The sequence below is a fragment of the Nonomuraea sp. NPDC049141 genome, from assembly GCF_040648415.1.
Taxonomy (GTDB): Bacteria; Actinomycetota; Actinomycetes; order Streptosporangiales; family Streptosporangiaceae; genus Nonomuraea.
On record NZ_JBEZDR010000001.1, the window covers coordinates 352,529 to 370,488 of the forward strand.

Annotated in this window: 15 protein-coding genes; 4 read left to right on the top strand and 11 right to left on the bottom strand. The window is 71.2% G+C overall.

All coding sequences use genetic code 11. From position 1 onward, the window contains the following. Positions 1-5: 5 nt before the first annotated feature. A complete protein-coding gene (locus AB0B91_RS01590) occupies positions 6-1,379 on the bottom strand; it encodes an MFS transporter (RefSeq protein WP_358313533.1) in 1,374 nt (457 codons plus the stop codon). A 63-nt stretch (positions 1,380-1,442) separates the two neighbouring features. After that, a complete protein-coding gene (locus AB0B91_RS01595) occupies positions 1,443-2,165 on the bottom strand; it encodes a TetR/AcrR family transcriptional regulator (protein WP_358313536.1) in 723 nt (240 codons plus the stop codon). A gap of 100 nt (positions 2,166-2,265) precedes the next feature. Here AB0B91_RS01595 and AB0B91_RS01600 point away from each other — a divergent pair, with 100 nt between their 5' ends. After that, on the top strand, positions 2,266-3,711 hold the full coding sequence (locus AB0B91_RS01600; RefSeq protein WP_358313539.1) for an MFS transporter: 1,446 nt from the start codon (positions 2,266-2,268) through the stop codon (positions 3,709-3,711). Positions 3,712-3,754: 43 nt separating this feature from the next. Here AB0B91_RS01600 and AB0B91_RS01605 read toward each other — a convergent pair whose 3' ends face one another. From AB0B91_RS01605 to AB0B91_RS01625, 5 genes are read right to left on the bottom strand one after another with little or no spacing between them, the layout of a single operon-like run. Then, positions 3,755-4,939, bottom strand: a complete 1,185-nt coding sequence (locus AB0B91_RS01605) for a VWA domain-containing protein (RefSeq protein WP_358313542.1) — start codon at positions 4,937-4,939, stop codon at positions 3,755-3,757. Further along, positions 4,932-7,232: a DUF5682 family protein gene (locus AB0B91_RS01610; RefSeq protein WP_358313545.1), complete on the bottom strand. Its 2,301-nt coding sequence runs from the start codon at positions 7,230-7,232 to the stop codon at positions 4,932-4,934. Before AB0B91_RS01610 ends, AB0B91_RS01605 begins: the two co-directional genes overlap by 8 nt. Before the next feature lie 46 nt (positions 7,233-7,278). After that, positions 7,279-8,343, bottom strand: a complete 1,065-nt coding sequence (locus AB0B91_RS01615; protein ID WP_214642654.1) for an AAA family ATPase — start codon at positions 8,341-8,343, stop codon at positions 7,279-7,281. Beyond that, on the bottom strand, positions 8,340-9,674 hold the full coding sequence (locus AB0B91_RS01620; protein WP_358313583.1) for a DUF5691 domain-containing protein: 1,335 nt from the start codon (positions 9,672-9,674) through the stop codon (positions 8,340-8,342). The genes AB0B91_RS01615 and AB0B91_RS01620 overlap by 4 nt, the downstream gene beginning before the upstream one ends. Continuing rightward, positions 9,671-11,341, bottom strand: coding sequence for an SWIM zinc finger family protein (locus AB0B91_RS01625; RefSeq protein ID WP_358313586.1), 1,671 nt, complete (start codon positions 11,339-11,341; stop codon positions 9,671-9,673). Before AB0B91_RS01625 ends, AB0B91_RS01620 begins: the two co-directional genes overlap by 4 nt. 137 nt (positions 11,342-11,478) lie before the next feature. On the opposite strand from AB0B91_RS01625, the gene AB0B91_RS01630 reads away from it, so the two are divergent. From AB0B91_RS01630 to AB0B91_RS01640, 3 genes are all read left to right on the top strand, one after another. Beyond that, entirely contained in the window at positions 11,479-12,045 is a 567-nt protein-coding gene (locus AB0B91_RS01630; RefSeq protein WP_358313589.1) for a cupin domain-containing protein, read from the top strand. Between the two features lie 5 nt (positions 12,046-12,050). Beyond that, on the top strand, positions 12,051-12,608 hold the full coding sequence (locus tag AB0B91_RS01635) for an NUDIX hydrolase (protein ID WP_358313592.1): 558 nt from the start codon (positions 12,051-12,053) through the stop codon (positions 12,606-12,608). 148 nt (positions 12,609-12,756) lie between these two features. After that, complete coding sequence (locus tag AB0B91_RS01640; RefSeq protein ID WP_358313595.1) at positions 12,757-13,428, top strand: response regulator transcription factor; 672 nt, start codon at positions 12,757-12,759, stop codon at positions 13,426-13,428. On the opposite strand, the gene AB0B91_RS01645 is transcribed toward AB0B91_RS01640, so the two are convergent. From AB0B91_RS01645 to AB0B91_RS01660, 4 genes are read right to left on the bottom strand one after another with little or no spacing between them, the layout of a single operon-like run. Then, complete coding sequence (locus tag AB0B91_RS01645; protein WP_358313598.1) at positions 13,415-14,542, bottom strand: MFS transporter; 1,128 nt, start codon at positions 14,540-14,542, stop codon at positions 13,415-13,417. The two genes, AB0B91_RS01640 and AB0B91_RS01645, sit on opposite strands and share 14 nt — an antisense overlap. Continuing rightward, entirely contained in the window at positions 14,539-15,303 is a 765-nt protein-coding gene (locus tag AB0B91_RS01650; protein WP_358313601.1) for an SDR family oxidoreductase, read from the bottom strand. Before AB0B91_RS01650 ends, AB0B91_RS01645 begins: the two co-directional genes overlap by 4 nt. A gap of 13 nt (positions 15,304-15,316) precedes the next feature. After that, positions 15,317-16,114: a family 3 encapsulin nanocompartment shell protein gene (locus tag AB0B91_RS01655; protein WP_358313604.1), complete on the bottom strand. Its 798-nt coding sequence runs from the start codon at positions 16,112-16,114 to the stop codon at positions 15,317-15,319. Positions 16,115-16,141: 27 nt separating this feature from the next. Continuing rightward, the gene (locus AB0B91_RS01660) at positions 16,142-17,926 is read right to left on the bottom strand and encodes a carbamoyltransferase C-terminal domain-containing protein (RefSeq protein WP_358313607.1); all 1,785 of its coding nucleotides are present in this window, start codon (positions 17,924-17,926) and stop codon (positions 16,142-16,144) included. Positions 17,927-17,960 lie beyond the last annotated feature (34 nt).

The following is a 17,960-nucleotide window of genomic DNA, read 5'->3' on the forward strand; positions in this document are numbered from 1 at the left end:
CACTTCTACGCATCGACTCCTTCCAGTGTGCCTGCCTTCGTGTGCTGGGCAAAACGCGGAGCCACGGCAGCGGCGAGCACGGCGAGGGCGAAGGTGAAGGCCAGGCCCACCAGATAGGTCTCGCCGGTGGCCGTGAACAGGGCTCCGGTGACCGCGACGGCGACGACGGTGAACACGGACTCGCCGACGCCGAGGGCCGCGGTGTTCTGGCCCTCCTCCCCCGACGCGGACATCTCCAGCACCAGTACGGACACCGTGGGGTGCAGCGCGCCGATGCCGAGCCCGGAGATGGCCATGGCCACGTACGCCAGAGCGATCGGCACGGAGTCGATCAGCACGAGCGACATCAGCGCGATGCCGGTGGCGATCATGATGGCGCCGCCGCGCAGGGCGGCCAGGTGGCTGATGACGCCGCGGCCCTTGACCCAGGACCCGGTGGACCAGCCGAGCGCGCCGACGGTCAGGACGATGCCCGCGCCGGTGGGCGTCAGGTCACGCTCGTTGATCAGCATGAGCGGGATGAGGACCTGGGCCGCCATCAGCGAGCCGTAGGCCAGGCCGCGGAGCACGGGGGCGGTCGGCAGCCCGCGGGCGGCCCTGAGCGAGCCGCGGGGCAGCAGCCTGGGCAGGGACACGGCCAGCAGGACGATCCCGGCCGCGAGCAGGGGCAGGCCGCGGAGCTGGAGCGCGCTGCCGTACTGGATCAACGCGGCGGCCACGGCGGTCAGCGTGGCCCAGATCAGCTTGCGCCCGAGACCGGGGGCGGGCTCGGCGTTGCCGCCGCTCAGGCCGGCGCCCGCGGTGCCGCGCCAGAGCAGCAGCGCGCTGGGCACGACGATCAGGGAGACGCCGAGGAAGATCCACCGCCAGTCGGCGTTCTCCACCACGAACCCCGCGATGGCCGGCCCGACCATGGAGGGCACCACCCAGGCGGCCGAGAACAGCGCGAACACCTTGGGATGCATCTCACCCGGATAGACCCTGGCCACGAGCACGTACAGGGACACCTGGATGAGGCCCGCGCCGAGCCCCTGGATGAACCGCCCGGCGACGAACACCTCCATGTTCGGCGCGAGCCCGGCCACCAGCAGCCCCGCCACGAAGGCCGCCACGCCGGACCCGACCGGCACCAGCGGGCCCTTCACATCACTCCATCTGCCGCCGAGCACGGTGGCGATCACACTGGCGGCGAGGGTGGCGCTGAAGGCCAGGTTGTACAGGTGCATGCCGCCGAGCTCGCGCGCCACGACGGGCATCGCCGTCGCCACCGCCATCGCCTCGAACGCCACCAGCATGACGAGCGCCACCAGCCCCACGCTGAGCGCCCGATATTTCGCCGACACCACGCTGACGGGAGGTGCTTCAACAGTTGTGGTCATGTCCGGCACGCTATGGCGGACACCCTGGTCAGCACATCGGGCGGCGGCCCTAGGCCATTGGGCCTAAGGCATCCGGGCCTCCAGGCCGTCGAGGAGCAGATCGAGGCCGTACTCGAAGCGGGCGCGACCGTCGCCGCCCATCAGTGCGTCGAGGTGCTTGGTGATGTGCGGGAACCGCTCGGGAGGCAGCGAGCGGTAGTAGCTCTCGATGGTGCCGACGAACGTCCTGAAGTATTCCTCCATGCTGACGCCCGCAGCGCGGATCTTGGCGAAGTGCAGCGAGCCCTCGAAGGCGTCGCCGGAGACGTAGAGGGCGAGCCGGTCGACGGCGAACGCGGCGTCACGGGGCGGCATGCCCGCATCGAGGAGCAGGCCGAAGACCTGTTCGCTGATCCGCAGCGCGTTCGGGCCGGTGGGGATTCTGGCCAGCGCGGCCCTGGCCACGTCGGCGTGGCTGCCCAGCACCCGGTACCACTCCATCGCGTAATCGCGTAGTTGCTCCTTCCAGCGGGCCGGGTCGGGCTCGGCCAGCCGGATCTCGCCGAGCACCCGGTCGTAGATGAGCTCCAGGAGCTCTTCCTTGTTGGCGACGTGCGCGTAGAGCGAGGCGGGCCCGGTGTCGAGCTCCTGCGCGACGCGGCGCATGCTCAGCCCGTCGAGGCCCTCGGCGTCCATGATCCGCAGCCCCGTCTCGACGATCAGGTCCTGACTCAGCTGCGGCTTGAGCTGGACCGGCTTACGCGCCTTGCGCCACGGCGGGGTCGGGACGTCTTCGTTGCTTCCCATGACGAACACTGTACTTGACACGAACGTCGTTCGCCACTAAAACGGTGTTCGTAGCGAACGATGTTCGTTGAAAGAACGGTGTTCTAGCCAAGGAGTCCACATGACCGTCACCGCCCCCCAAGCGGCCTCGGAGGTCCAGCCTTACCGCTGGCGCTGGGTCGCGCTGTTCGTCATCTTGGCCGCCGAGGTCATGGACCTGCTGGACGCGCTGGTCACCTCCATCGCCGCACCGACCATCCAGAAGGATCTGGGCGGCTCGTCGAGCATGGTGCAGTGGCTGGTGGCCGGTTACACGCTGGCCATGGCCGTCGGCCTGATCACCGGCGGCCGGCTCGGCGACCTCTACGGCCGCAAGCGCATGTTCGTGATCGGCGCCTTGGGCTTCACCGCCGCCTCGCTGCTGTGCGGGATCGCCGCCAACCCGGAGATGCTGATCGCCAGCCGGGTCGTGCAGGGCTTGTTCGGCGCCGTGATGCTGCCGCAGGGGCTCGGCCTGATCAAGGAGATGTTCCCGCCGAAGGAGATGGGCAAGGCGTTCGGCATGTTCGGCCCGGTCATGACGATCTCGTCCGTGGGCGGCCCGATCCTGGCCGGGTGGCTGGTGGACGCCGATCTGTTCGGCACCGGCTGGCGCATGATCTTCCTGATCAACCTGCCCATCGGGCTGGCCGCCGCGCTGGCCGGGATCCGGTTCCTGCCGGAGTTCAGGCTCTCCAACGCCACCCGGCTCGACCTGGTCGGCATGCTGCTGGTGTCGGCCGCCGCGTTCCTGCTGATCTTCCCGCTCATCCAGGGCCGCGATCTGGACTGGCCCGCCTGGACGTTCGTGTCGATGGCCGCCTCGATCGTGGTGTTCGCCGTGTTCGGCCGGTACGAGAGCCGCCGCGCCGCATCCGGCAAGGACCCGCTGATCACGCCGAGCCTGTTCCGCAAGCGCGCCTTCACCGGCGGGCTGGTGGCCGGGCTGGCCTTCTTCACCGGCATGATCGGCCTCAGCCTCGTCTTCACCCTCTACACCCAGGTCGGCCTCGGTTACAGCCCGCTCAAGGCCGGCCTCACCGGCCTGCCGCAGGCCATCGGCGGCGTGGTCGGCTTCGGTCTGGCCATGTCGGGCCTGCAGGAGAAGCTCGGCCGCGGCCTGCTGCAGATCGGCACCGCGGTCATGGCGGTGGGCGCGGCGGTGCTGGGCGTGACCATCCACCTGGCCGGGACCGACATCAGCCCCTGGCAGCTGGCCCCCGGTCTGGCCTTCGTGGGCATCGGGATGGGTCTGACCATGGCGCCGTTCTTCGACATCGTGCTCTCGGGAGTCGAGCCGCACGAGTCGGGCTCGGCTTCGGGCACGCTGACCGCGACCCAGCAGCTCGGCGGCGCGCTCGGCAGCGCTCTGCTGGGCACGCTCTTCTTCGACCTGCTCAAGAGCCAGTGGAGCTTCGGCTCGGCGATGCAGGTCACCGTCTGGGTGGAGATCGGGCTGCTGGCGCTGACCTTCGTCCTGGCGTACCTGCTGCCTCGCAAGGCCCTCGCGGAGCACGCCGGGCACTGACCCCGCTGGAAAGGGCCGCGACCTCGCGTCGCGGCCCTTTTCGCTATGAAGAACCCAGGCCGATGTGCCGTTCGGCCCACTGGGCGATGTCGCGGCGCTCGATAGCGGCGGCCATCAGGTCCGGGAACGCGTCGGGCGTACACGCGAAGGCGGGCACCCCCATCGCGGCCAGCGCGGCGGCGTTCTCGTGGTCGTAGAAGGGCGCGCCCTCGTCCGAGAGCGCCAGCAGCACGATCACCTGGACGCCCGCCTGGGTCATCGCGGCGACCCTGCGCAGCATCTCCTGCCGCACCCCGCCCTCGTAGAGGTCGCTGATGAGGATGAAGATCGAGTTGGCCGGGCGGGTGATGAGGCCCTGGCTGTAGGCGATGGCCCGGTTGATGTCCGTACCACCGCCGAGCTGCGTGCCGAACAGCAGCTCGACCGGATCATGCAGCTGATCCGTCAGATCGACCACAGCCGTGTCGAACACCACGAGCGACGTCTTGAGCGACCGCATCGAGGCCAGCACGGCGCCGAACACACTCGAATACACCACCGAGGCGGCCATCGACCCACTCTGGTCGATGGCCAGCACCACCTCGCGCTGCACGGACCGCTGCCTGCGCGCGTAGCCGACGAGCCGCGACGGCACGACCGTGTTCTTCTCGGGCAGGTAGTTCTTGAGGTTCGCCCTGATCGTCCGGTCCCAGTCGATGTCGGACACCCGCTTGGGCCGGTGGGTCCTGGCCGAGCGGTCGAGCGCGCCGGTGACGGCGGCCCTGGTCTTCTGGGCGAGCCTGCGTTCGAGCTCCTGTACGACCTTGCGCACCACGGCCCTGGCCGACTCACGGGCCTGATCGGGCATGACCCGGTTGAGCGCGAGCAGCGTGCCGACCAGGTGTACGTCGGGCTCGACGGCCTCCAGCATCTCGGGTTCGAGCAGCAGCCTGGTGAGGTTGAGCCGCTGGATCGCGTCCTTCTGCATGACCTGGACGACGGTCGACGGGAAGTAGGTCCTGATGTCGCCCAGCCACCGCGCCACCCGGGGCGCCGACGCGCCCAGGCCGCCGTCGCGGTCGTACACGGCGGCCAGCGCCCGGTCCATGTCCGCGTCGGCCCCCTGGAGACCGCCGCCTTGGCCTCCGCTTTGACCTCCGCTTTGACCTCCGGAACAGATGCCGTCGGCGTCGCCACCGCCCAGCACCAGCCGCCACCTGCGCAGGCGCTCATCCATCGGCTCAGCCATGGTCCCTCCCGTCGATCCGCGCTCTCCCCAAGATCGCCAGTACGGTCCGCGCGGCCGGCTCCGCCCGCTGTTCGTCCACGTCCTGCTCCCCCACCCGCTCGGCCCGCTCCGCCGATCGGACGCGCTCGCCGATCGCCCTGCGTTCCGGTGCGGCGAAGCCCCCGAACGTACGGCGGAGCAGCGGCAGCACGTCGATGAACTGTTCGCCGTCAAGCCCGGTCAGCCAGGTGTCGACCAGGCCCAGCAGCCTGGGATCGTGCACGAGCAGCAGCCCGCCGCCGCCCAGGAAGCCCTCGATCCACGAAGCGGCCCTGGTGGGCGCGTGCCCTCTGGACATCGCCCGCGACATCCGGGCGTCGGCGTCGTCGAGCTCCCCCGCGTCGAGCAGGATCCTGGTCAGCCGTCCCTCGATCAGCCCGTGCAGGTCGGGACGGTCACTCACCCCACGCAACGTGACCAGCCACCGACTACGCGGCGACGCCTGACGAACGACCGGCGCCGCCGTCTCCTGCCCGGCGGCCTCCTCTTGGGGAGCTTCCGGTGAGGGCCCGGTGGGCTCCTCTGACATCAGGGCGACGGCCGTGTGGACGGCGTCGACGCCGCTCAGGAGTGCGGCCGCCGCCTCGTCGTCGAGGCCGGTGACCGCGACGGGCAGGCCGACGCAGATGCGGTCGAGCATGGAACGTACGATCACCGCCAACCCCTCGGCCGAGGTGCCGCGCACGTCGCCGTAGCGGTGGGCGCGGACCATCGCGGGCAGCGCGGCCATCAGGTGGGTGACGTCGGTGTCGAGCGCGGCCTTGGCCGACAGGGCGGCCAGCACCTCGGGCAACGCCTCCGGCAGGTCGGCCAGCAGGCAGCGTTCGACCAGCCCGGTCAGGTCGGCCAGCGTCACCGACTCCGCCGAGGCGAGGTCGCGGGCCCGCTGGGCGGCGGCCGAGGCGACCGTGATGCCGAGAGCCGCCGCCTCGACGAGCGCCAGGTCGAACTCGGGCCGCCACTGCAACGTCCACGTCTCCCTGAACGTCCCCTTGCCCCTGGCCTGCCCCAGCACCCCCCACTCGACGCCGAGCAGCCGCAGCCGGTGCAGCAGGCGGCTGCGATCGAGGTCGAGCGGCTTACGCAGGTCGAGGCCGAACTCGCGGTCGAGCGCCTCCGGCTTCAGCTTGAGCCGCCGCTGCTGCTCACGCAGGTCGCGCTGGAGCGGCACCATGGGCGTGCCGTCGGAGACGTGACCGAGCCGGTCGCCGACGACCATGCGCCGCTGGATCAGCTCCACCGCCAGGTCGTCGCCCTCGCACAAGACCGCCCTGGCCGCCTCGGTGACCTCGCCGAGCCCGGCCAGCGGGCGTCCGCGCAGGGTCGCCAGGCTGTGCGCGAGCCGTACGGACTCGATGACGTGCGCGGACGAGACCGGCAGGCCCTCCTCACGCAGCACCGCCGCCGCCTCGGCCAGCCAGCGTTCGACGGGACGGTCGGGGGCGGTGAACAGGTGGTGGTACCAGCCGGGCGAGGAGATGCCCGCGCCGTAGCCGCTCCACGAGGCCAGCCGCCCGTACGTCCACGGCACCCACGTCAGCTGGGCCTTCACCTTAGGCAGGCCGCGCAGGAGCGCGTCGTCGGCCTTGGCCGGGGGCAGAGGGGCGGTCAGGGCGGGGACGTGCCAGGCGCCGCAGATCACCGCGATGCGGTCGTGGCCCTGTCTGATGGCGGTGCGGAGGGTCTTGCGCATGTACGCCTCGCGCCTGGCCTCTCGCTCGCCGGGCTCGTGGCCCTCGCGGACGGCGGCCATGGCCTCGGCGATCACCTCGAACGGGGTGTCGCCCCGGTGCTCGACGACGTCCTCCCACCACCGCTCGGGGTCGTCGTAACCGGCCGCCCTGGCGAGCGCGCCGATCGGATCGACCCGCAGGCCCTCGGGATCGGCATCGGGCGCGGGCTCGGGGCCAGGAGCAGGCTCGGGAACCACCTCGGGCTCAGGTTCGGCCAGGCTGTGGGACGCCGGGAGGTCGCAGAAGCGGACCGGGATGCCGGCCGTCGTACCGTACAAGATCGCCTGCCACTCGGGCGAGAACCCCGCGAACGGCCAGAAGGCCGCGCTGGACGCCTTGCCCGGCACGTGCGCGAGCAGCGCGACCGGTGGCTCCAGCTCGGGCGCGAGCGCGACCAGCGCGTCGGCCTCCGGCGGTCCCTCGATGAGGATCAGGTCGGGACGGAGGCGTTCGAGCTCCGCCCGCACGGCGCGCGCCGAGCCGGGGCCGTGGTGCCGGACGCCGAGGATCGAGACGCTCACGGGTGCACCATCCTCTCGCCGGCGGTCGGGAGACCGCTGACGCACCTCACGACACCTCGCGGCAGGCACGGTAGAAGTCGCGCCAGTCGGAGCGCTCGCGGACGACCGTTTCGAGGTATTCGCGCCACACCACCCGGTCGGACACCGGCTCCTGCACCACCGCGCCCACGATCCCGGCGGCCACGTCGGAAGGCCGCAGCACACCGTCGCCGAAGTGGGCCGCCAGCGCGATGCCGCTGGTCAGAACCGAGATCGCCTCGGCCGTGGACAGAGTGCCGCTGGGCGATTTGACCTTGGTCCTGCCGTCCTCCGTCACACCCGTGCGCAGCTCCCGGAACACCGTCACCACCCGGCGGATCTCCGCCAGCCCCGTGCTGGTCTCGGGCAGCTCCAGCGAGCGGCCGAGCTGGGTGACGCGGCGCGAGACGATGTCGACCTCCTCCTCGGCGGTGGCGGGCACCGGAAGGACAACCGTGTTGAAACGGCGGCGCAGGGCGCTGGACAGCTCGTTGACGCCCCGGTCGCGGTCGTTGGCGGTGGCGATCACGTTGAAGCCGCGTTCGGCCTGCACCTCGCGGTTGAGCTCGGGGATCGGCAGCGTCTTCTCCGACAGCACGGTGATCAGCGCGTCCTGAACGTCGGAGGGCATGCGCGTGAGCTCCTCGACGCGGGCGATCCGGCCCTCGGCCATGGCCCGCATGACGGGCGACGGGGTCATCGCCTCCATGGACGGGCCCTCGGCCAGCAGCCGCGCGTAGTTCCAGCCGTAGCGGATGGCCTCTTCGGCCGTTCCCGCCGTGCCCTGCACCAACAGGGTCGAGTCGCCGCTGATCGCGGCGGCCAGGTGCTCGGACAGCCAGGTCTTCGCCGTGCCGGGCACGCCGAGCAGCAGCAGCGCGCGGTCGGTGGCCAAGGTGGCGACGGCGACCTCGACGATGCGGCGGGCGCCTACGTACTTCGGGGTGATCTGGCGGCCGTCGCCCAGGATGTACGTGGTCACGGCCCATGGCGACAGCTTCCAGCCGGGCGGCCTGGTCCGATCGTCGTCCTTGGCGAGCACCGCCAGCTCTTCGGCGTACTGGTCTTCGGCATGGGGCCGCAAAACGGTCATGAGAGCTCCTTCAACATGTCGGCACGGAAGCGCAGCAGGGCGGCGACCTGCTGAATGGGCGGCACGGGCGAGTAGCCTTCTGCCAGCTCGGCGAGCGACGGGTCGATGCGCTCGCCGGCCAGTTTGATCAGCTCGCCGAGGTTCCACGGCTGGGTGGTGGCCACCTTGATGATCTTGCGGAGGACGGCCGTCGCCAGGCCCTCCCGCCAGTGCGAGGACACGCCGCCCAGCACCATGATCAATTGGCTGTCCAGGTCATGCAATTTCACGAAATCAGCGGCGAGCCGCTGCTGCTCGTCCGGCCCCAGCGCCTCCAGCAGATCCGCGATCGGGTCCCACGCGAACATCGCCCGCGCCCACTCCGGATCCCGCTGCAGCACGGCCGCGCGTACCCAGGCGGCCTTCACCTCGGCGTCCCAGTCGGCGATCTTCATCTGGAGCAGCTTGGCGGGCCTGCCCCAGAGCCCGAGGGGCGCGCGGGCGACGACCTGCTGGAGCCACCAGGCCCGCTCGCCGATCCCCCTCGGGGGCTTGGCCCGGATGCCGTCGCGCTCCATCGCCGCATCGCACGCTTTGGGCGCCTCGACGGAGATCGTGCCCTTGGTGAAGGTCAGGCAGCTTCGAGCGCGTACGGCCATGCGCTGGGCCAGCCGCGACTCGGGCAGGCGGGTGAGGAGGTTGGCGGCCTGCTGGCGCACCTCTCGCCTGCGGTCGTCGAGGGCCTGCTCCAGGAACGGCTCGTCGTCCATGGACAGTCCGTCGGCCAGCACCTCGACGAACGCCGCCCGGTCGTCGGGCTCCTCGCGCTCCCAGCCCGTCTCCAGCAGCTCCCTGGCCCGCTTGGGCTCCTGCCTCCTGAGATGGCTCAGGTAGGCGCGGCGGTCGGCCGGGCTGCCCAGCTCCCACGTCTCACCGGTCGGCTCTTCGAGCAGGTACGCCCAGGCCGGGTTCAGGGCGGCCAGCCACCTGCCGCGCTGCCCGGCGACCAGGCCGAGGTGGGACCTGATCGACTGGTCGCGCCTGCCCCGGTCCAGCAGCTCGGGAAGGACGTACGGGGGCACTCTGCGGCCCGCCGTGGACGCGGCGGCCAGCCATTCGGGGAGCAGGCGGTCGTACTCGCCGCCCAGGATCCTGGCCAGCCGCTCGGCCGCCCGCGCGCTCACGGCGGGCAACTCCTCGTCGTCCGCCCGCTCCTGCTCGGTCGTCTCGCCAAGTCGCTGACCGGCGCGCCGGCGCACCACCTCCACGGCGGCGCTTTCGAGCAGTTCTCCCTCGTACGGTCTGCGGTCGGTGCCGACCAGCGCCGTCGAGGCCAGGTCCTCCCAGGTCACAGGATCACCGCCGTTCCGTCGTCAGCCCAGGTGGTCAGGGGGCGCAGGCCCAGCGGCGTCCACTCGGCGGCCACCGTCACCGGACGCCCGCCGGACACGGCGATCAGCCGCCACGGGTCGCGGGACCTCGGGTGCAGCGGGAACCCGCCCACGGACGTCCGGCCCGGAACCACCCCCGCCAGCACGACAGGCCAGGAGTCGGTCCACGGATCGGCGGTGACGGCGGCGGCGATCTCGCCAAGCGCCTCCTCCGGCGACGTCCCCGGCGGAACCCGGCCACCGAGACCACCCCGGGTAGCGGCGTCACTCTGACCGGCAACCGCACTCGGGTCAGCGGCTTCGCTCGGGCCGACGGCTTCCCTCCGACCAGCGAGCGCGCTCCGGTCGGTGGGGAGGCCGCGATCGGCGGGATGTCCCCGGTCGGCGGGGACGCTCCGAGGGACGGGGTGGCGGGTGGCCACCAGGGCGCGGAGGGGTGCGGCGCCCGGGTAGAAGGCGACGTCGGCGTCGATCGTGGTGCCGGTGACCAGCGAGGCGTCGAGCGGCTGGCCGGAGGCGGCGAACGAGAGGACCAGCGCCGCCCGGCCCGTGTCGTGGCCCCGGAGCCAGACCCGGCGGGCGATCAGCCGGTCGTGTTCCTCGTCACGCCTGCCCACCACGTGCCACCGGTCGCGCACCGCCGGCCGGGCCAGCACGTCCTCCCGTGCGACGGGGAAGCCCGCACGGATCAGGACGGTCTGGCGCAACGGCCCCGGCAGCTCGGCCCGCCGCCGGTAGGCGACCGCCAGCAGGTTGATCAGCGAGTATTCGGCCAGCAGCCGGCTCGGCCAGTCGTCGGCCATGCGCACCTCCCGTAGCCGGGAGAGGACGTTGGCGACACCCGGCGCCTGGGCGTCGACGAGGCGCTTGGCCAGCTCGTCCCACTCGTCGGCGTCGGTCCCCGCCAGGCCCTGCCGCACCTGGTCGGCCAGCCACCGTTCGAGCTCGGCCAGCCCGGCGGCCACCCGCGCATGCCGTACGGACTCGGCCCCCGCACCCCGACCACCACCCGGCGTGGCCGACGCCCCCAGACCGGACCCACCACCAGCCACCGCGCCCGCCGCACCACCCGAGCCCCCGCCCGAGGCAGAGCCCTCGCCCAAACCCGAGGCCGAATCCGGCCCACCACCCGAACCCGACCCCAAGCCCGAGGCCGCACCCGAGTCCAGATCAGCGTCCGAGCCCAGCCCGGCGTCCGAGTCCCATGCCTGCCCGTCCGCCAACTCCGGGTCGCCAGCGGCTTCGGCGGCGGCTCGGGCGCGGGCCGCCTCTAGCTTGGCCGCCGCCTTCGCGGCGCGTTCGGTGCGCTGGGCGACCCACTCCGCCGCCCACGGCGGCAGCGAGTCGGCGGCGGGCACCCCGTCCGCCGACCACATGAGCAGCAGCCCGAGCGCGTGCTTGCACGGGAACTTCCGGCTGGGGCAACTGCACCGATATGCGGGCTCGGAGAGGTCGACACACGCCAGGTAGGGCGTGGCCCCGCTCCCCTTGCACGCGCCGAACAGCACGTCGTCAGTCACGCCGCGCAAGGTCCATTTGCCGGGTGCCGCCACGCCCTGCGCCGCCTTCTGGGACGAGGCGTCGGGGGCGAGGGCGAGCACCTGATCACGGCTCCACCGTTCGATCACTTGCCGCAGACTAGCCAGCCCGACCGACAATTACCGCCGCTCCGCCGGATCCGCGAAGAAGATCCATATCACCAGCTCGTCAGGCTTCGGCGACGTCATTCGACCGCCACGAATACCGAGCACGTAGGATCACCCACGTGGAGCTGACGATCTACCCCAGCGGCCCGTCCGTCGAGGTCGCCGACGAGGCCGCGGCCCTGGCCAGTGAGCTGGCCAAGGAGCTGGACGGGCAGCTGGTCCTCGACGGCACCCGCTTCCTGCGCCGTGACGTCACCGGCGCGGCCGTCGCGTTCGTGGACCGCCCGCCCATCGCCCAGGCCCTGGACCTGCTGCCCCACCCCGAGGGCGGCTGGTTCCGCGAGACCTGGCGGGCGCCCGTCTCCTTCCTGCCCGCCGGCTACCCCGGCGCCCGCGCCTCCGCCACCGGCATCTACTTCCTGCTGGGGCCGGGCGAGGAGTCGGTCCCGCACGTGGTCCGGTCCGACGAGGTGTGGCTGTGGCACCGGGGCGGCCCGCTGAGCCTGACCATCGGCGACGAGACCGTCATCCTCGGCCCGCGGGTCGAGGACGGCCAGGTGCCGCAGGCCGTGGTCCCGGGCGGGGTGTGGCAGTCGGCCAGGCCGGCGGCCGGCGAGGAGGTCCTGGTGAGCTGCGTCGTCTCGCCGGGATTCGACTTCGCCGACTTCACCGCGCGAACCGAGTAGGGATCATGGACGGACCACCGGACAGCGAACACCCGATCAGGCGCCTCTCGACCCAGGTCGTGTACGAGAGCCCGTACCTGCGCATGCGCGAGGACCGCATCCGCCGCCTGGACGGCTCCGAAGGCATTTACTCCTACGTCGAGAAGCCCGACTACGCGCTGGTCATCCCGATCGAGAACGACGGGCTGCATCTGGTGGAGCAGTACCGCTATCCGATCCGCGCCCGCTCATGGGAGTTCCCGCAGGGCGCGTTCCCCAACAAAGAGACCGGCGACCCCGAGCACCTGGCGCACGAGGAGCTGCGCCAGGAGACGGGACTGACGGCGGCGCACATGCGGCACCTCGGGCGGCTGAACTCCGCCAAGGGCATGTCGTCCCAGGTCTTCGACGTGTTCGTGGCGACGGGGCTGGAGCCGGGGCCCAACGAGCTGGAGGTCGAGGAGCAGGACCTGCTGCACCGGTGGTTCAGGCGGGGTGACTTCGAGGCCATGATCCGCACCGGCGAGATCGCGGACGCCGCGACGCTGGCGGCCTACACGCTGTTCCTGCTCTCCGCCCAGTAGGACGCCGTCACGCTCCGCATGACAGGGCGTCTTACGCGCCCCCCAGCTCACAGTCGAAAAAGGGCCTAAATCCTGATTTTTGGCGCCGTGTCACGGCATAACCGAACAGATGTGACATGCTGCCCAGAAATCACGGAAAAGAGTTCGCATGTGCGGTGCGTCACTAAGAGTGATTATCTGTGATAAATACGCGATTACCCGGTTCGGCCTATTGACGATCTTGGCGTCCCGGCACGACGTCAACGTGATCGAGACCACCGACAGCGGAGTCCATGCGATCATGCTCGCCCGCAAGCATCATCCCGAGGTGGTGGTCACCGGACTGACGCTGGGCGGGCTGTCCGGACTGGAGCTGATCCAGCGATTACGGGCCGAGAAGCTGGACCCCGAGCCCCGCGTGGTCGTGTTCACCGTCGACCACACCGATCAGACGGTCACCGACGTGCTGCGCGCCGGCGCGAACGGGCTGCTGACCCAGGATTCCACGCAGGACGAGGTCGTCGCCGCCATCAGGGCGGCGGCCCGGGGGCAGACCATGCTCTCGCCCGTGGTGACGCAGCGGCTGGTCGACTGGTTCAGGCAGCGCGAGCCCCCTCCCGCCGAGCTGGACCAGCCCACGCTGGCCGGGCTGACGCCACGGGAGCAGCAGGTTCTGCTCCTGGTCGCGCAGGGCAGGTCGACCGAGGAGGTGGCGGGTGAGTTGTACATCGGGGTCAGTACGGTACGCACCCATCTGCACCGGCTCCGCGCGAAGTTGAAGGCCAAGGACCGGGCCCAGTTGGTCTCCTTCGCCTACCGCTCCGGCCTCATGTCAACCTAGACACCGGACGCGTCGCCAGTGGCCCGAGGGCCAGGGAGCCGAGCACCACGACCGCCGCCAGCTCGAACGCCCCCGGATAGCTGATGTCCGCGACCACCCCGCCGACCAGCCCCGCGAGCCCGAAGAAGATGTCGTACAGCGAGCTGAGCGCCCCCAGCGCCGCCCCCCGCTCCGGCTCCGGCGCCCGGCTGATCGTGATCATCGCGAGTGACGGGTAGAGCAGGGTGAACCCGGCCCCCGAGAGCACCGCCCCCGCCGCCGCCACCCACCAGCCTGGCGCGAATCCGATCATGGCCAGGCCGATGGCCTCCGCGAGGCTCGACACGACGATGACCGGCATCGGGCCGAGCCGGTCGGGCAGGCGCCCGGCCACGAGCCGGGTCGCGATGTAGGCGGCGCTGAAGACGCTGAGCAGCACCGGCCCGTTCGAGATCCCCCTGGTGGACAGGGCCAATGCGCCGAAGCCGACCAGCACGCCGTACCCGAACGCCCCTGCCCCCAGCGCCAGCCCCGGGAGCACCGCCGCACCCGGGATGAGCTTGCGCGACACGACGGGCACCCGCGCGCCGGCCGGCAGCCGGCTCAGGACCGCGACGGCGAGGAGCGGCAGGACCACGGCGGCGGCCCATACCGCCGGGTAGGAGCCGAGGCGGTACAGCGACTCGCCCAGGGCGGGGCCGGCCATGAAGCCGCCCCACATGGCCAGGCCGTACCATCCGACGATCTGACCCCGGCGGCTCTCGGGCGCGAGCTGCACCGTCCACACCGACCCAGCGGTGAACAGCAGCGCCTCGGCGACGCCCATGATCAGCCGGGTGGCGATGAGGCCCGGCAGGCCCCATGGAAGCGCGTACATGGCGCCGATGACGGCGGCCAGCGCCGCCCCGGCCAGCATCAGCCGGTGGCTGCCGAACCGCTGCGCGAGCTGCCCGCCGTAGGGGCGCAGCGCCAGCGTCACCGCCGCGGTCGAGGTGAAGGCCGCACCGACGGCGAAGGGGGTGCCGCCCAGCTCCTCCGTCACCAGTCGCGGGATCACCGGCACCGCCGCGCCGAACGCCGTGAACGTGGCGAACAGCGCGGCCACCAGCCCCGCGAACGTCCGCGCCCAGGTCATAGGCCGCGGGTGTTTCCGCCGTCCACCAGCAGCACCACGCCCGTGATGAAGGACGTGTGCTCACTGGCCAGGAACGCGGCGATCGCCCCGAAGTCGCCGGGCCGCCCGATCCTGCGCATGGGCAGGCCCTCGGCCACCCGCGCCAGCGCCGCGTCCGCCTCGTCGCCGAACTGGTGGTCGAGCGCGGGCGTGCGGTGGAAGCCCTGGGCGAGGACGTTCACGGTGATGCCGCGCGGGCCGAGGCTCGGTACGAGCCCCTTGGCGAAGCCCAGCACGCCCAGCCGGGCGACGGCCGACAGGCCGGTCAGGGGCAGCGGCTGGCGTACCGCCTCGGAGGTGAGCATCAGCACCCGGCCCCAGCCGGTGTCCAGGTGGGGCAGGGCGGCCAGCACGACGCTCACGTGCGGGATCGTGTTGTCCTCCAGCGCCCGCCGGTACACGGGCACGTCGAACTCCTCCAGCGACCCGTGCGGCACCCCGCCCGAGCTGCTGACCACGATGTGCAGCGAGCCGAACTCGTCGGCGGTGCGCCGCACCCACTTGGCGACGGCCGTCTCGTCGCGCACGTCCACGCTGGTGCTGAGCACCCGTCCCGGTCCCGCGGCGTCGATCTCGGCGTGCGCCCGCGCCAGCCGGTCGGGCTCGCGGGCGCAGATGGAGACGTGCGCGCCCTCGGCCGCCAGTGTGCGGGCCACGGCCAGCCCGAGCCCGCTGCTGGCCGCCGCCACGAGCGCGACCCGTCCGTTCAACCCAAGGTCCATAACCAGACACCTCTCACGAGACCAGCAGGAAATGCTGCGGCAGGTGCACGGCCAGCCCGACGCGCGTGCTCGCCTCGATGACCTCGGCGTCCCTGCGCAGCCGCAGCGTGGACGCCGCGGGGTCGAGCAGCGTCACGGCGGCGCGGAAGTCGCCGAGCAGCGCCTCCCCCGTGCCGATCATGCGGGTGCGTGAGACGCGGATGCCGGCCGTCGCCAGCCGGTCGAGCGTCCCGTCGCGGACGAGCTTCCAGTACAGGCCGGGATGGGTCACGATCCCGTCGCACGAGCCGCCGGTCTCCTCGACCTCGGCCGCCGCCGCCGTCAGCACGTCCTCCGGATCGCCGTCGAACGGCGCGTGCCGCGAGTCCGCCAGGTGCAGCAGCCCGTCGATGGCGCCGTCGCCCGAGCCGTGCAGCAGGATCTCGTTCTCGACCGTGGACAGCCGGACGAGCACGCGGTAGTCGACGAAGGCGGCGAGCAGGCCGGGCTCGTCGAGCACGCCCTTGGGCACGGGTACGCCGACCTTGACCTCGGTCAGGTCGGCCACGCGGACGCTGGAGGCGAAGGCCGACTCGGGTGTCTTGTCGTACGACGTCCCCGACGGCTCCAGCCGGGACGGCGGCGCCTCGTGGACATAGGGCACTTGCCCGCCGCCCACCGGAACGCTCTTCAGCAGGTGCCGGACCGTGTAGCGAGGCCGGGTCTTGAACAGCGGGAACGCCTCGGTCAGCGCCAGCCGGTACGGTACCTCGACGTCACCGCCGTTCCGCGAGCCGGCCACCGCCCACGCGAACTCCTCGCCAGGAGACATGCCTGTCCCTCCCCGTTGAAATGGTTGTCAACGCTGAGCTGATTTGGTGGCTACAAACCGTCCGAGCACGAGGTAATCCATCTCGGTCTTCAGGAAGCAGTCCATGGCGTCGGCCGGTGAGCACACGATGGGTTCGCCGGCCACGTTGAACGAGGTGTTGATGAGACAGGGCACCCCGGTCAGCTCGGTGAAGGCACGCAGCAACTCCGCCAGCAGCGGGTTGTCATCCTCACGGATCGTCTGGATCCTGGACGTGCCGTCGACGTGCGTGGCACCGGGAATCAGGTCGCGGTAGCCGGGCCGTACGGGGAAGACGAACGTCATGTACGGCGAGGCGCGCTTCTTCCCCAGCTCGAACACCTCGGGGGCCACGTCTTCGAGGACGACCGGCGCGAACGGCCGGAAGGGCTCCCGGTGCTTGATCCGGTCGTTGATGATGTCCTTGATATCGCCGAACCGCGGATTGGCCAGGATGCTGCGGTTGCCCAGCGCGCGCGGCCCGTATTCCGTCCGTCCCTGGAACCAGCCGACCACGCACTTCTCCCGCAGCAGCTCCGCCGTCTCCCGCGCGACGTCGCCCGGAGCGAGCTCCCGCCATTCGACGCGCCCCGCGTGGGCGTCGAGCGTGGCGCGGATCTCCGCATCGCCATAGGCGGGCCCCAGGTACGGCGAGCCGCTGACCCGCGGCGTGTCGCCCGCCTCCTGACTGGCGTAGAAGGCGGCGCCGATGGCCACGCCCGGATCGCTGGCGCCGAAGCTCACGTCCATCTCGGCGAACCTGGACCCTTCGAGCAGCTTGGTGTTGTTGACGCAGTTCAGCGCCAGCCCGCCCTCGAACAGCAGCCGGGGCAGCGCGCTGCGCTCCTCCAGCGCGCGTACCTGGTGAGCCGTCACCGCCTCGACCATCTCCTGGGCGGCCCCGGCGACCCGGACCCGCACGTCGAAGTCCTCCCGGTGGTCCGGGTCCGTGCCGAAGATCCGGTCGAACAGCGCGTAGTAGGCGCGTACGGCCCGCGGCGCGTAGGGGATGGTGTAGCGGCCGTCGCCCGTCAGCTCCACCACGTGCTTGAGCAGCGGGTTGGGCTCCGGCGGCGGGCCGTAGCCGGCCAGGCCCATGACCTTGTACTCGTCGTTGTTGGGGACGAAGCCGAGATACCTGGTCAGCACCGCGAACATCAGGGCGAGCGAGTTGTCCCCATCGACCGTCGCGTCGTCGAACACCTGCACCTTGCCGTCGCGCACCTCGCCGAGGATCGCCGACAGCCACTCCGCCCGGCCGTCGCTGACCACGAACGCCGCGTCCCCACCTCCGGACAGGTGGTATCCCGTCATCAGATGAGCTATGTGATGCGGCACCGTGACCAGCTTCTCGGCCGTCAGCGGGTATCCCGTGTGCTCGTGGAAGTCGGCGAGAATGGCCGCCTCGCTGAATATCCGGGTGTAGGTGTCGTCGAGCCGCCGCAGCCTGGCGAATTTCTTGTCCACCGGCGCGTCGGCGTCCACGATCTCGGCGATCATGTTGTTCATGACGTCCTGGGAGAAACGCCAGGAATGCGCGAAGACATCAACCTCGTCGAATGACTTCCCGGCCTCCCTTAAAACCCATTCGATGGCGTTGACCGGAAACCTGGCGGTCTTCTTCTCGCGATTGAGCCGCTCCTCCTCGACGGCCGCGACCAATTCTCCGTCCACCATGAGGGCCGCCGAGGAATCGTGACCGTAGAGCATGTGCCGGTCGATTCCCGTCGACCCGTAATAACGTGCGAAGAGTTCGGCGACCTTACCGAACCCGTTGTATCCGAGGACGATCACGAGAACTCCTTGGCGGTGAAGGACCGGAGTGCCA

Coding starts and splice junctions, on each gene's coding strand:
- AB0B91_RS01590 (WP_358313533.1), bottom strand. CDS start 1,379: ATGACCACAACTGTTGAAGCACCTCCCGTCAGCGTGGTGTCGGCGAAA.
- AB0B91_RS01615 (WP_214642654.1), bottom strand. CDS start 8,343: ATGACCGTTTTGCGGCCCCATGCCGAAGACCAGTACGCCGAAGAGCTG.
- AB0B91_RS01645 (WP_358313598.1), bottom strand. CDS start 14,542: ATGACCTGGGCGCGGACGTTCGCGGGGCTGGTGGCCGCGCTGTTCGCC.
- AB0B91_RS01635 (WP_358313592.1), top strand. CDS start 12,051: ATGGACGGACCACCGGACAGCGAACACCCGATCAGGCGCCTCTCGACC.
- AB0B91_RS01595 (WP_358313536.1), bottom strand. CDS start 2,165: ATGGGAAGCAACGAAGACGTCCCGACCCCGCCGTGGCGCAAGGCGCGT.
- AB0B91_RS01650 (WP_358313601.1), bottom strand. CDS start 15,303: ATGGACCTTGGGTTGAACGGACGGGTCGCGCTCGTGGCGGCGGCCAGC.
- AB0B91_RS01640 (WP_358313595.1), top strand. CDS start 12,757: ATGTGCGGTGCGTCACTAAGAGTGATTATCTGTGATAAATACGCGATT.
- AB0B91_RS01600 (WP_358313539.1), top strand. CDS start 2,266: ATGACCGTCACCGCCCCCCAAGCGGCCTCGGAGGTCCAGCCTTACCGC.
- AB0B91_RS01605 (WP_358313542.1), bottom strand. CDS start 4,939: ATGGCTGAGCCGATGGATGAGCGCCTGCGCAGGTGGCGGCTGGTGCTG.
- AB0B91_RS01655 (WP_358313604.1), bottom strand. CDS start 16,114: ATGTCTCCTGGCGAGGAGTTCGCGTGGGCGGTGGCCGGCTCGCGGAAC.